The sequence below is a fragment of the Chryseobacterium sp. DZ-32 genome (genome assembly GCF_059587025.1).
Window position 1 is genome coordinate 69,947 of the sequence record NZ_JCAIOM010000002.1, and the last position, 14,082, is coordinate 84,028.

At 34.7% G+C, this 14,082-nt stretch carries 11 protein-coding genes and 1 tRNA gene; 2 read left to right on the plus strand and 10 right to left on the minus strand.

What is annotated here, in order from left to right; translation table 11 throughout:
• Positions 1–23 precede the first annotated feature (23 nt).
• The 6 genes from ribD to rbfA form a co-directional block, all read right to left on the minus strand.
• Positions 24–1,049, minus strand: coding sequence for a bifunctional diaminohydroxyphosphoribosylaminopyrimidine deaminase/5-amino-6-(5-phosphoribosylamino)uracil reductase RibD (gene ribD, locus AC59HC_RS02295; RefSeq protein WP_496557933.1), 1,026 nt, complete (start codon positions 1,047–1,049; stop codon positions 24–26).
• A 64-nt stretch (positions 1,050–1,113) separates the two neighbouring features.
• A complete protein-coding gene (locus tag AC59HC_RS02300) occupies positions 1,114–2,913 on the minus strand; it encodes a DUF349 domain-containing protein (RefSeq protein ID WP_227942368.1) in 1,800 nt (599 codons plus the stop codon).
• Positions 2,914–2,987: 74 nt separating this feature from the next.
• Positions 2,988–3,725: a shikimate dehydrogenase family protein gene (locus AC59HC_RS02305; protein ID WP_496557934.1), complete on the minus strand. Its 738-nt coding sequence runs from the start codon at positions 3,723–3,725 to the stop codon at positions 2,988–2,990.
• 63 nt (positions 3,726–3,788) lie between these two features.
• Complete coding sequence (locus AC59HC_RS02310; protein WP_496557935.1) at positions 3,789–5,582, minus strand: endonuclease; 1,794 nt, start codon at positions 5,580–5,582, stop codon at positions 3,789–3,791.
• A 79-nt stretch (positions 5,583–5,661) separates the two neighbouring features.
• Positions 5,662–6,867 carry an ABC transporter permease gene (locus AC59HC_RS02315; RefSeq protein WP_496557936.1) on the minus strand — a complete coding sequence of 402 codons (1,206 nt, stop codon included), beginning with the start codon at positions 6,865–6,867 and terminating at the stop codon, positions 5,662–5,664.
• Between the two features lie 3 nt (positions 6,868–6,870).
• Positions 6,871–7,230, minus strand: coding sequence for a 30S ribosome-binding factor RbfA (gene rbfA / locus AC59HC_RS02320; protein ID WP_002983518.1), 360 nt, complete (start codon positions 7,228–7,230; stop codon positions 6,871–6,873).
• 93 nt (positions 7,231–7,323) lie between these two features.
• Here rbfA and mce point away from each other — a divergent pair, with 93 nt between their 5' ends.
• On the plus strand, positions 7,324–7,722 hold the full coding sequence (gene mce / locus AC59HC_RS02325; protein ID WP_110009625.1) for a methylmalonyl-CoA epimerase: 399 nt from the start codon (positions 7,324–7,326) through the stop codon (positions 7,720–7,722).
• Positions 7,723–7,784: 62 nt separating this feature from the next.
• A tRNA-Ile gene (locus AC59HC_RS02330) sits at positions 7,785–7,858 on the plus strand.
• 48 nt (positions 7,859–7,906) lie between these two features.
• Here the strand turns inward: AC59HC_RS02330 and AC59HC_RS02335 are convergent.
• From AC59HC_RS02335 to AC59HC_RS02350, 4 genes are all read right to left on the minus strand, one after another.
• The gene (locus AC59HC_RS02335) at positions 7,907–8,413 is read right to left on the minus strand and encodes a hypothetical protein (protein ID WP_343643257.1); all 507 of its coding nucleotides are present in this window, start codon (positions 8,411–8,413) and stop codon (positions 7,907–7,909) included.
• A gap of 389 nt (positions 8,414–8,802) precedes the next feature.
• Positions 8,803–9,654, minus strand: coding sequence for a thiopeptide-type bacteriocin biosynthesis protein (locus AC59HC_RS02340; protein ID WP_429816611.1), 852 nt, complete (start codon positions 9,652–9,654; stop codon positions 8,803–8,805).
• Positions 9,655–9,659: 5 nt separating this feature from the next.
• On the minus strand, positions 9,660–11,855 hold the full coding sequence (locus tag AC59HC_RS02345; RefSeq protein ID WP_496557937.1) for a lantibiotic dehydratase family protein: 2,196 nt from the start codon (positions 11,853–11,855) through the stop codon (positions 9,660–9,662).
• Entirely contained in the window at positions 11,855–14,080 is a 2,226-nt protein-coding gene (locus tag AC59HC_RS02350; RefSeq protein ID WP_496557938.1) for a CocE/NonD family hydrolase, read from the minus strand. The genes AC59HC_RS02345 and AC59HC_RS02350 overlap by 1 nt, the downstream gene beginning before the upstream one ends.
• Between the last annotated feature and the right edge of the window lie 2 nt (positions 14,081–14,082).

The window sequence follows — 14,082 nt, forward strand, 5'->3', positions numbered from 1 at the left end:
CGTCAGTTTAGACGGCTTTTCTTTTATTTTTGTTTGAAAAATGAGATCGTATTATCTCTGAAGTTTTCAACTTTAGTAGGTGTATAATTGAATTCGGGGGCTTTTGTACCATTTTCAAGGATAAGATTTTTATTTTTTATCACTATTGCTTCATCCCAGAGACCTGCATTAATAAATTCCTGCAGCGTAAAACGGCCGCCCTCGATAATAACTGACTGTATCTGTTCTTTATACAATACCTCGGTGAGTTCAGCCAGAAAATCAGCCTTGTTGATTTTAATGAATTGAATATGTCCTTCAGAACCTTCTTTCACAGAATTTAAAACCAATGTTCTTGCTTCATTGTTATAAATATTGAAGCTGGCAGGAACTTTTAGATCAAAATCAATTAAAATCCGGACAGGGTTTACTCCTTCTGCATTTCTTACGGTAAGGCTTGGATTGTCATTTAATGCAGTTTGAGTTCCTACTAAAATAGCATGCTCGTCAGCTCTTAACTGATGAACAAACTGGTTTACTAATGTATTGGAAACGGCTGTCGGTGTAAAATCTTTATCCAAAAAGCCATCACCGGATTCTGCCCATTTTAAAATGATATACGGCCTTTTCTTTTCATGATAAGTGAAAAACCTTTTGTTCAGTTCAATGCATTCTTTTTCAAGAATTCCTGATACGGCTTCAATTCCAGCATCCTGAATGATTTTTTTTCCCTTGCCGTTCACTTTGTCATGGGAATCCATAGCACCAATGACCACTTTTTTAAATCCCAGTTCTTTAATCTTTAAAGCACAAGGCGGAGTTTTTCCATAGTGGGCACATGGTTCCAGAGATACATAGATCGTTGATTCCGGGATCAGATCTTTATTTTTAACGGAATTGATGGCATTGATTTCTGCGTGGTTTTCTCCGGCTTTGTGATGGTATCCTTCGCCAATGATCTCTCCATTGTGTACTATAACGCTTCCTACAAGAGGGTTGGGATAGGTGTTTCCAAGAGCTTTACGAGCCAGCTCGATACATCTTTTAATATAAAATTCGTCGTTGTTCATGTTTTATAAAAAGAAAAAGCGAAGACAAATTGCTTTGCTCCGCCTTTATTAATTCTGTTATGTATTATTCTCCGCTGATAATGCTGTGAAGATTTTGTTTTAATGTTTCAAGATGAGCCTTTTTCTCATCAATCGTGTTGTAAGTATCTTTCAACAGAGGGTTTTCTCTCGACGGTTTGTTGAAGAAAGAAAGGTTGTTTTCCAGTTTAACGATTTCTGCCTCAAGGTCAGAGATTTGATTTTTGATCTTTCTTGCTTTGTCGGTAAGCTGGTTTTCAGATAGACCTTCTTCTTTCAGTTCAAGCTCATTGATCTTGTTTATTTTCAATTTCTCTCTTAATGTTTTGTTGAATTCAGAGTTGATTGAAATTTTGTCTCTCGGAACTTTTCCGATGTTATTCCATGAAGTTTTGATCTGCTCAATTCTTTCGATGCTTCCTTCTTCATTGGAAACTTCTTTCAGTTCATCAAGAAGGGCTTTTTTGTTTTTATAGTTTTCCTTCCAGTTGTCGGTAGAAGTATTGCTCTTCTCTCTGTAATTGTTGAAGAATGCATTACAGGCGTCACGGAATTCATCCCATATCTTATTGGTCATGCTCTTTGGAACGTGGCCGATTTTTTTCCAGTCTTCCTGAAGTTTTTTGAATAACGGAACGGCGATATCCCATTCCTCGTTATTCATATTGTCCTGTGCAGTCTGGATCAGTTTTAATTTTTCTTCAAGATTCGCCTGTTGAGAACCTTTCAACGATTTGTAGTAATTATTTTTCGTTGTATTAAAGCCTCTTAGTGTCGTTTTGAAATCATTCCAGTTTTGATTGGAAAGTTTTCTTGGAACGCTTCCTGTTTTTAAGAATTCAGAACGCAGATCTTCCACTCTTTTGATGGCATTCTGCCAGTAGTTGTGGTTGGGCGTTTCCGAAGGTTCAGACAGTTTCTTGATCTCAGCGATGATCTCATTCTTCTTTTCAAGGTTTACAGTCTGTTCTTTTTCAATGGATGCGGAAAGTTCAGACTTCCTTTCGTGAATTTTGTTGGAAATTTCTTTGAATTCCTCCCATGTTTTTTCACGGAATTCTTCTGCAACAGGCTCTGCTTCTTCTTTCCAAAGTTTATGAAGATATTGAAGCTCGTTTAACGCTTTCTGAATTACAGGCTCATTTTCAAGCTCTTTGGCACGGGCAATGATATGCTCTCTCTTTTCCAGGTTGTGGCTGTATTCCTGTTCCAGAAATTCTTTATTCAGATCCAGCATCTGATAAAACTGATTCAGATGGTGGAAATAATTATTATTAAGAATTTTGAATTCAGACTTGGCAACCTGTCCGGCTTTTGACCAGTCTTCTTTAATCTCGCGAATAGATTTGAAAAGATTGATTCCCGGTTCAGAGCTTGTGTATAGATTTTTAAGTCTTTCGATAATACTTTGGCGGTGGTCCAGATTCTTCTTTTGTTCTTCTTCCTGTCCTTTCTGGTAGTCATCATGTTTTTCCTTGAAGATATTAACCAATGCAGAATATTTTGCCTGAGATGGATGTTCATAGCTGAAGTTTTCAGCAGGATTTCCGGCTTCTACATATTCATGCTTTTTATCTTCCACTTCATCATGGATATAATGACTTGCTTTTTCCTTCAGCTGATTGAATCTTTTGAAATTCTCACCGGCGTTGGGAGTGTTGATGATTTTTTCCATTTCCTTTAAAGCATCGGCAAGGGAAATTTCTTCTTCATGTTCATCCAGGTGTTCTGTATCATCGTCATGGTGGTTTGCATCATGAGAAACCGTGTTTTCTGATGTGTCCTGAGATACTTCGTTAGGATTTTTCTTTTCTTCGTTTTCAGAAAGATTGTTTTCTGTAGTCATAGCAAATCTTTTATGTGAGTGGCGTTAATATCCTTTAAATATAGCTGTAAGGCCAATTAAAGTACTAATTTATGTTATTTTTTTTGAAAATTCCAAATTTCCCAGGCTTTTTCTGCTTGCTGTTCAAGCATATAGTAGCCATTCACGGTTTTTGCTCCTTTTTCAGAGGCATTGATGATGAATTGGGTGTAGTTGGGATTGTAAATCAGGTCGATAACCAGATGATCTGAAGAAAGCCCGTCAAAAGGAAAATTAAGACAGTCTTTCACGTTCGGGAAAGTACCTACCGGCGTACACTGAATGATAATTTTATGGTCGGCAACAGTTTCCTGATCAAGATTGTCAAAATTGATTTCCGTACTTCTGGAAATGGTGGCTGAAGGAATATTATGCTTGTCCAAAGCATATTTGACGGCTTTTGCAGCTCCTCCGTTTCCTAAAATCAAGGCTTTATCCTGTGAAGGTTTTCTGTGCAAAAGAAGCGTTTTTTCAAAACCGAATGCATCTGTATTATAGCCGGTTTTTTTACCATCCTGAATAAGAACGCAGTTTACGGCGCCTATTTTCTCCGCTTCATCACTTAATTCATCCAGATAATTCATTATTTTTTCTTTGTAAGGAATCGTTACATTGAAACCTAAAAGGTCCGGAGAAGCAAAAAGTTTTTCTACTTCATTAATTTCGTTCAGATCAAAAATATCATAGGAGAAGTTCTTCAGCATGAGCTTTTGGAACTTGTTTTCGAAGAATTTTTTAGAAAAAGAATAGGAAATGTTTCGTCCTATCAATCCTAATTTTTTATTGGAATCCATCTATCAAAAGTAAAAAAAAGACCGGATAAATCCAGTCTTTTAATTTGAAATATTTTTTAATAATTAATCTACGATAAATTTAGTAGAGAAATTTTCTGTTTTCAGAATGTAAGTTCCTTTAAGCAAACCTTTAAGGTTGATCTTATTTGAATGTCTGAAAGGGTTGGCGATCGTTTCAATTAATTTTCCGGAAAGATCATAGATATCAGCTTTTGAAATTTTGCTAAGGTTTTCTCCTTTTACAAATAATTCATTATTTCTTACCGGGTTAGGGTAGATAGTGAAGTCTGATTTGTCCTTTTGGTTTTCAGTGGTAGCTAACGTAGTTCCGAAACATGTCCAGCTAAGATCATCCAGAGCCACTCTGTTGGTAAGAGAAGAATTGGTCAGTTTAATGACAGCATTTCCGCTTACATTTATATTATTAATGGTAGTTGTAGTAACAACATTACTGTAAGGAATAGTTCCTACATTGACGTCGTTTACAAGAACATTGAAGTATCCTGCGCTTCCGGAGAATTTCAATTGAGTTGTTAATGTTAAACTCTGAACTCCACCTGAGAAAGTTGAACTTGTTAAAGTTCCATTTTTTATGGTAATAGCTTTATTATTGATGGTCTGGTCAACTCTTGCGTCTGTAGCAGTCCATGAAATTCCATTGTTGGTCCAGTTTACTGTCATGTATGTATTTACAGGGCCGGTGATCATTTCAAAATTTTCAGTTCCGCAGCTTCCTCCTCCGGCAGGTGTGTCAAGAGTGGTTTCTGTAGCGGTTGTGCTTTGTGGAGAAGAGTTTGAGAAAGCATCTTTAGCAATGATATAGAATGTATATTGAGTAAGCGGAGATAATCCTGAAACAATAGTAGATGTAGTTGTCCCTGAAACAGTAGCTTTTAATGTTCCGTTGGCGTAAATCTGGTAAGATGTTACTCCCACATTATCTGTTGCAGCTGTCCAGCTTAAAGCAATAGAGTTTGAAGTTGGATTGCTGGCAACAAGGTTGGTTGCTGCTGTAGGGGCCTGGCTGTCAATAACCGGAGCTCCCCAGATCTGGGTAACATATTCAGGGTGATCAATGAAAGGGTTTCTGTTTCCCTGGTAAGTATAAGAAGCATTATTTCTGGCAATTTCTTCCGGCGATACCGGATCCATTGCATTCCACGCTAAATACTGATTAAGTGCCCATGGCTGTAATCCCGGAAATGCTGTGTTGCCAAGCATATCACCGGAAGTGAAGTTAGGAAGTTTATCCTCATATCTTGTTACAAAATAAAGAATCATTCTTGCGATATCTCCTTTGAAAGCATCAATGGGTTCAAATACGGTACCTGCATATCCTGCAGATACAGATGTGCCTAGTTTTGATCCGTTTTTAGAGGTGAAAGAAGGGGTTCCTACAATTCCGAAAGGATAGTTGGATCTCATTCCGTTTACTTTTCCATCGGTAGCTCGGATAAAATGAATGTCAGCGACCATTGGGGAAGCATTGTTGAACAAACTTTGAGGAACAACGTGCTCTCTGTTGTAGCAGTCACCTTCATTAGAATATCCGGCAGATCCGCACTGACTGGTTCCCAGGGTGAAATTATACTGATCCGCTCCATTGGGGTTTTCAGAATAAATATCCAGAATTGTTCCGTCATTTTCATAAAAATAATCACGGTCAGTAGTGGCATAGCCAGTCCATAAACCTCCATAGCCATTGTCTATATGTCCGTTGCTGATAATGGTTTTCAGAGCTGTTTTCAGAGCTGCACCTGTTAAGGTTGGCGATTGGTTATAATATCCTGCCGGAGCCTGTGCCAAAGCGCTCATAAATGCAACGCTTAAAAGAAAAAAAGATAAAAGTTGTTTCATTTTTTAAAATTGGGGCGTAAAGGTACGAAAAAATGGAACCCAAGTATATTAATTGTGTGTAATATATAAACTTAAAATATTAGCTTTTAGTAATATATTCTTTGCTGATTTTTGAAAAGAACCATGAAATAGTGATTCCAAATAAGGAAGCCGTAAGGGCTACAATAAGATAGTTCTTTCCAACAATTTTTACCGGGAATGGCAGAACCTCATTGGCTCTGAAGAATTCTGTGTAAAGCTGGAAATAGCAAAGTGCTGTTCCAAAAATTAATCCGGTAATTACTCCGGAAATAACAATCAGTAGTCCGGTGTAGAAATAGGTCATTCTTAAATGGCTTAAAGGGAAGCCGAGTGATATCAATGATTTTGCCTGCTCTTTTTTATCAAGCTGAAGGATAATAATTGCTCCGGCAAGATTAAAGGTGGTAATAAAGATAACCAATGCAAAGATCAGGTAAATAAAAAGCTTTTCAGTGTTGATCATTTTCCAGAAAGCAGCATTTTCTTCTTCCTTGGTTTTGATCTCAATATTTTTTCCGAGTGAAGAAAGCAGACTTTGTTTTACTGCATCTGCATTTTCCGGATTTTTCAATTTAATAACAATCTGGTAAGCCGAATTTTTAGGAAGACTAAGTAATTCTTCCGTAAGCTCAATTGGAGAAACGATATAATTGTCCAGCTGGTCTTTTCCGGGGAAAACACCCGTTACCAGAATATCTCTTTTATTATAGATGTCTTCTTCCTTGGTGATAATCCCTGTTCCCGGTTTGGGCATGAAGACTGTTGCATAATGATTGGAAGAATCTACAGGAATTGATAGTCTGTTATCCAGACTGTTCTCCATCAATACCTCATTCGAGTATCTGAAACTTGGATACGTTCCGTAGAATACTTCTTTATTGATAGGATTTACCTTCACATAGGCAGAATCTACACCCCTTAAATAAGCAATGTCACCCTTTCCGTTGAAGCTGATGTATACTTTTTCTTCAATAACACGGGAGAAACTGCTGATTTCTTTATTACTGGTGAGAGTTTTTGTTACATTATCCAGATTTTTAATTGTTTTTCCGGAAGTGCTTTTTAAAGTAAGATCAGCATGAAGATTGGAAATAAGGTCTTTATTCAGGTCTTCAAGTCCTGAAAATACTGAAATAATGACGAACATTGCAGCCACAGCAACCGTCATGGCACCTACGGCCAGCCACGTAATGAACGTAACGGCAGTACTTCCTTTTTTAGCCAAAAGGTATCTGGATGCTATGTAAAATGCAATATTCTTCAAGATCTATAAAACAGGATTGTCGCCTTCGCCTCTTAATTCTCTTTCCAGTCTTTCAACATCATCAAGAGCGGTATCCAGGTAAAAGTTAAGTTGTGGAATAATACGCACCTGCTTTGCCATTTTCTGGCCAATGAAATTTCTGTATTGAGGTTTGTTTTCTTCAATCTCCTTCATCACAGCGGTACGGAACTCCTGTGGAAAAATGCTTAAATAAATTTTGGCAATTCCTAAGTCGGCAGTTACTTTTACATCTGAAACAGATACCAATATGCTCTGTTTGCTTTCTGCAGCCTGTTTGCGGAAAAGCTCCGCGAAGTCTTCCTGAATGATCTGTGCTACTTTTCTTTGTCTGTTACTTTCCATAATTTCTGCAAATTTAGTACTTTTGTTTGAATTGATACTTTGAAATTCAACTGTAGTGTCAAATTTACGATTTAATTATATTGATTACTATTTATGAAGCTAGAACATATTGGTATTGCCGTAAAATCTTTAGGCGTTTCTGATGAACTTTTTGCAAAACTATTAGGAAAAGAATCCTATAAAAAAGAAACGGTGGAAAGAGAAGGTGTGGTGACTTCTTTTTACGAAACAGGAGAAAGTAAAATTGAACTTCTGGAAGCCAGTAATCCTGAAAGTCCGATCTCTAAATTTATTGATAAAAAGGGAGAAGGCATCCATCATCTCGCATTTGGGGTTGAAAATATTCTTGAGGAAGTAAAAAGGTTAAAAAAAGAAGGATTTCAGTTTATCTCCGAAGAACCGAAAGAAGGTGCTGATAACAAATTAGTTGTATTCCTTCATCCGAAGTCTACCAACGGCGTGCTGGTAGAACTTTGCCAAGAAAAGCAATAAAAAATTTTGTAGTGAAAGAAATTTTACTATTTTTGCAAACACAAAATTTAACCAAGTTTTGAGGTCCTATAGCTCAGTTGGTTAGAGCACCTGACTCATAATCAGGTGGTCCCTGGTTCGAGCCCAGGTGGGACCACAGAAAAACAACCGCTTACGTTACCGTGAGCGGTTTTTTATTAAATATTCATTTAAGAATCAAAACTGGTAGTTTATACCTGTCAAACTGGCTTATAATAGTAAGTAAACGATTATTATCTAACGGGGTTGCCCAGCTTGTTAATCTGTTTTGAAGTCCCAAACTATTTTTATCTAAGGAAATTTCGCTTTCAAAAACTAATGTATTGTTTGAATATATATACATCATACTCTGTATTGTTGAAACATCTGAATTGTTATATCTGAAGTCACAATTAAGAAGATCATGTATCAGAGCTGTATTGTCAGACTTTAAAACTTTCCATTTGGGGATTGTTGGACTTAAATTTTTTCGGTCTTCCGGAGTCAAAGTAATATATACAACCATATTTTGAGAACTCTTTAGTTCCGGAATATCTTTTAATTTAAATATTTGATCAGGTTTAAAGTTAATGGGTTTAGGATCTTCTATAGTTGCCGGTGATAGTATTAGTGGGGTATAAATAAAGTATCCCAGAATTAAAAGTAATAGCGAAAGAATAATTTTTTTAGTCATGTAGTTTACCATAATTATCAGTCTTGTGAATATAATAAAAAAACAGAATATTTTTTCTTAGTTATTGAAGAGGATTGCGTAAACTATATTTATACAATAAAAACAGGCAGCTGAGAAAATAGATCCGAGAACAAGTTTACTAGTAGAAAGGTAATTTAGCAGAACATCTATTTTCCTGCTAGTAGAGAAATTAGGCTGATTTACTTCTCTAATACATTTTCATATTTGAGTATACTTATAGAGTGAAAGGTATACTTTTCGGCATACCCTTATTAAGAAAAATATGTAAGATATTACATATCAATAATCTGGTTCGAGCCCAGGTGGGACCACAGAAAATCAACCGCTTACATCATGTAAGCGGTTTTTTATTTTTCATAAATTCAAATTTATTTTTTCAGAGAATGGGTTCTGTTTGTTTTATAAAGACGGAATAAGTGATCATAAACCACCATCTCAAATAATCTTTGATGGGAAATAAACAATCGGTTAATATGCATATGAAAAATACTTTTGAAGAAATCTTTTGGTTTTATTTTTAATACATTGTCATTTTCTAATTTTGAAAGTTCTTCAGGCTTTAATGCAATTTCAGTGATATTACTTTTTATTAAATTTCTGATTTCTTCATATTCCTCAGAGGTAATAAATTCAAAGTAATGAGGATAAAACTCATTATACTTTTTCTTTAACTGATTATTTAAGTTCTTATCTGCATTGAATTCTGATTTGAAAGCATTTTCAGAACGCTTCGCAAACTCTATTTTCTTTTCAGGAGGTAGGTTGAATGCTGATAAAATTTGATCTATATAAAATAAAGAAGTAATGATCTTTTCTTCATCACTGTATTCCAGAAAGTTTAAAATCAATTGACTGCTTTTAAAAAAGAAGTCTTCCGCGTATTCTATCGTGTTTTCACCGTAACGTTCAAGTTCTCTTGAGTAGGTATCCATAATGATAGAAGCGACTTCTCCCGATTCCAGATAGTCCTTAAATAAGGAATTGATCATGCCCAGGATAATACTATAGGCAGTTATATTTTTAAGGTTTAATCTTATTCTCAGGTGGGGTTTAGGATCGTTATATCGTATAAAAAACCACTGATCAATAAGGTTTTGAATTTGTAATTGTTCAACTAATGGTTCTATAACTTCCTGTAAAATAGTATCTGAAGTTTTGATGCCGGTGTAAACTTTAAAATAAAGCCATTCACTTCCCGGATGAAATTTTCTGGTTATCATCTTATTTATAGATCTTTATAAAGAGAGAAAGCGAATTGATGAACATAATCTGACTGATCATTATACAGGAACTCCTCAATAAAAATTAGTTTCTCATTTTTTACTGATGATAAGAACATTTGAATTAAATCATAATTTTTCATATTGACCGCCAGTGTATTATCTCCTTTTACCCACTGTATCCATTGTGGAATTTGTTTTAATTTTCTCCACTCTTCAATATTTTGAAACAGAAGCTCTCTTTTACCAGATTGAAGAATGGAATCAAAATAATGAATTTGTTCAGGATCAATTTTCCACTGTGCTTTAGACAAAATGATATTTTGATATTCAACTCTTGGCAGGAAATCATAGATTTGTGATAAACCACCCCAACTAAATGATAAATAAGGTTTTACATTCTGATTATTATAATCGCATAAAAAATGGTAAACAGGTAAAGAGTTGTTTAAATAATTATGGGCATTCGTAAGATGAGGAATAATTTCTTTATTGTGCCTCTTTGACCTTAGGAATAACTGGTTATTCTTTATGGACAGGTACAAGTCTTCCACAAAAATTTGATTGTCTTTTTCTAATGCAGAGCTCGCCAGATAAGGAATTTCATATTCCCTTATAGAAGGTCTTCTGATCACATTTCCAATTCTGGATTCGGGTAAGTGTACAATTTCTGCTAAAATTTTGTCCGGATTAAGTTCCTGTTCTTTTTCAGCAATGGCTTTCACCAAATCTTTTATAGATGATTTTTCTGAACAGAATCTGCCCAATAATTTTCCGGCATTTCCACCGGCAGATTTTAAAAATAATTTTTCCTGCTGATTTTCTGAAATGATTTCGGCCATAACGGACAATGTATCTGGCAGTTGATTCCACTGTTCCTCAAAACCATTAAAATCATCATCAGTTAAATGTATTACATGATCTTTATTCCAATAAGCTTTTTGTAATTTACGATTGAGAATAATTTGTACTGGATTAAGATTTACCTGAATTTCTTGTTTCTGATTAGAATAGGGCAGGATTAAATCTTCAATATAAGGATGAACTCCTTTGGCCGGAATATCTTGTAAATAGCCAATTCCTATTTCCGGATCTAAAGCATAAGATAATGGAACTTCTTCATTATCAAATCTTTCATAAAAGGCTTTTTTGAATTTTTCTAAGGCAGATTCTTTGTAAGGAATAGCAATTTTATTCAGAAAAGAGATTCCTTTCTTCAGTTCTTTTTTCCATTGATAGGATAAATTTGTTTCATCTTCAAAATAAAGATCTGTCTGAAAAAGATATTTCTTTTCATATTGTACATTCAGCTTTTTGATGAGTTCCTCAATTTCAGAATATGCTTCTGCCGTATTTCCAAAATGTAAATCAAGTTCACTGATCTTGTTTTTAATAGCCACCAAAATATCTTTTTCCTGATGCCTGCCAATTTTGTTTAGCATATAAATTAATCGTTCCAGAAAATCTCCTCCCGAAACTGTTGGATTAATTTCACTTATTAAAACCTGATTTCCGATAAGCTCATCAATAAATTCCCGGGCTTCTTCAAAGGATATATCTTCATGAACAAGAGAGGTGGCAAGCTGGTCAATTGTTTTACCCGTTTCTGAAAACTGTAGTATAAGTTCTAACTCTTTGGAAATGGGAGCGGAAGAAATGATGTAATCTCTTTTTCCTCCTGTATTTTCATATTCTACAAAGCGAATTTTATTTCCAACCCTATGAATACTGTTGTTAGGAAAAAAAGAGATACTATTTTTAATGGACGGAATTAAAAGAAGCTGCTCTGATAGCGCTACTAAAAAATGCATATCCAGCTTTGTATCTCTTACTTTTGTAGGCTCTGAGAATATCGGAAATAGAGTCTCTTTTTCAAATTTTCCAGTACTTACTCCTGAAAATAAACCAAATGGGGTACAGCGGGTACTTGAGCGGTTATAATATTTTAATAATGAAGTCTTTGTTTTTTCATTTGGAAAATTAGACGTTGTATGTTCACGATCCATCAATTTCTCTATCTCATCATATAAGGAAAGAGAAGCTAAATAAATAGCTTCTCTAAAAATTGTATGGTTGCAATATTTTTCTAAAGATCCCTTGGCTATGTTTTCACCAGAGAAATTATCCTGAAATTCTTTGTATGAAAAAAGAGGTGATCTGACAACAAATGTATCAAAAAACTGAAATGGAAAACGTGGCATTAATTAAGTGAAATAGGGATTTCTATAAAGCTGTTATTGTAAAATTTTATTTCCATAGGAACTGCAGCATCCTTGATGGTTTCTTCGCTTACATCTTTTCCTGTTCCATAATTTATCTGCATAAGCGGATTTTTTATAGCTCCTAATACTAAAACCAGTTTACTTCCTTTTTCCATTTTTTTACTTACAAATTCATTGTTGGTAACAGTTATACTTGTTTCTTTGTTCTCACGCAGCAATTTTCTTTTCTCTGAGCTTTTAGCATAGCTTGCTCTTCCATAATAGGTGGATAACAGAAAATATTTACCTTCTTTGGTCTTTTCATAAAGTTTCATATATACATCAACATCCTTTTTATTAACAGATAATTTCAGATTACCCACAAAATTTCCTGTAAATTCCACCGGTTTTTCAAATGGCTCTGATGAAAATACAACGGCGTCTGGACTGTAAATTTTACTATCCAGCACGTTATCTTTTTGCTTAAAAAGCTCATCTGCATTGGTACGATCTTTTAAATCTACCGTAAGCGGTGTGAAGTCTTTATCTCTATCTTTTGCTGAAGAAAGCTGATGTTGGCTTGTGATATAGAATTTTAATTTATTTTTATCAAAATTATCAATGCTTGAGGTACTTCTCCATTCATTGGTTCCCATTACCTGATAATTAATTTTATCTTTTAAGAAAGCTGGTTTTAATTTACCCTTCAGAATATAATCAAACCATTCCATTGTTATATTTGCAATATCCATATTGGCTTCAGAATCAATAGTATATCCTTTTAGATTATTTTTGATATAACCCTGAGCTCCCGAATGATCATAGGGCCCGATAATCAAATAATGATTAGCGTTTTTGTTGTATTTATAGTGATTTCTGAAATAGTATAACGCTCCCAGCTGATCAGAATCATAATATCCCGTAATGGTTAAAACCGGGATGCTGATATTAGAATATTCCTTTTTGTAAGGAATCATTTTCTGCCAATAGCTGTCGAATGCCGGATGCTTTAACCAGCGCTGAAATATGATATTTTTTTTACCGGCAATAGAATCTAACTTTTTAAATGCCTCACCACCTTCATACCATTTTTTAAAAACAGAATTCCAATGATCTTCATCTTTGAATCCCGCATCAAGCATTTTATTATTGGTAACATAGTTAATCCAACGAAGAGAATAAGAGGCAAAGATGTTATTATTCATGGGGAAATCTACTACGCCAATTCCTACAGAGGCCTGTGGAATAATAGTTTTTAGAGCCGGATGAACATTTTTAGCTGCTGCCCATTGGCTGAATCCCAGATAACTGCCTCCGATCATTCCTACTTTGCCATTGCTCCAGGGCTGTTTTGTAATCCAGTCAATGACCTTATTAATATCTTCCTGCTCATGCTCAAAAGGTTCTATGGCAGCGTTACTCGTATATTTTCCTCTGGGATATATGTAAACAGAATGATAACCATAGCTTGCCTGTACTTTTTGATCATTCGCATCTTCTGCATCAGGATAGATGGAATTGACCAGGATGGTAGATTCCGGACTAGCTATTTTTTTATTTAAAACAACCCTTATACTAATTTCATTATTGATTAATAAACTGTCTTTTACCTCAAAGTTCCTGGAGTCGAGTTCTTTTAAATAATTTTTAGCAATATCAAATGTAGGTCCTGTTATATATGAGTTATAACTTCTGCATAGTTGTAAAGCTTTTTTCAGATCTACGCTGTCTTTGTTCTCAAAATCATTTTTAAGAGTAGCCAGAATTTCCTTTTTTGTTTTCTCGGTATCACCATTGAAATAGCGGGGAAGTATGATCTGTGTTTTTATAGGCAGACTTTCATATTTTTTGAGAAATTCTTCTTTATATTTTTCCTGAAAATTTTTGTTCGAATTTTTATTTTTTTGAGCATTTATGTAAATTTCATACTGTGTTCCCATGGCGTAAGAAATAATGGGATTACTTTTTCTGTAAACACTGCGTACTGAATCTAGCTGACTTAAAGCAGTATCATAGTTTTGTGCTGCCATACTTACTCTGAAAAGATTATCATACTTTACCGCCTTGTCTTTTTCTTTATAATTCTTTTGTATTTCAGAATTTAAATAAGAAATTAAAGGCTGCAGTTTTTCAATATTGTATTCATTAAAATGTTTAATACTTATTTTCTGAGAAAAAGAAATATTGAATGTAATGAAAAAAGATAGGGCTAACAGGTACTTCATAA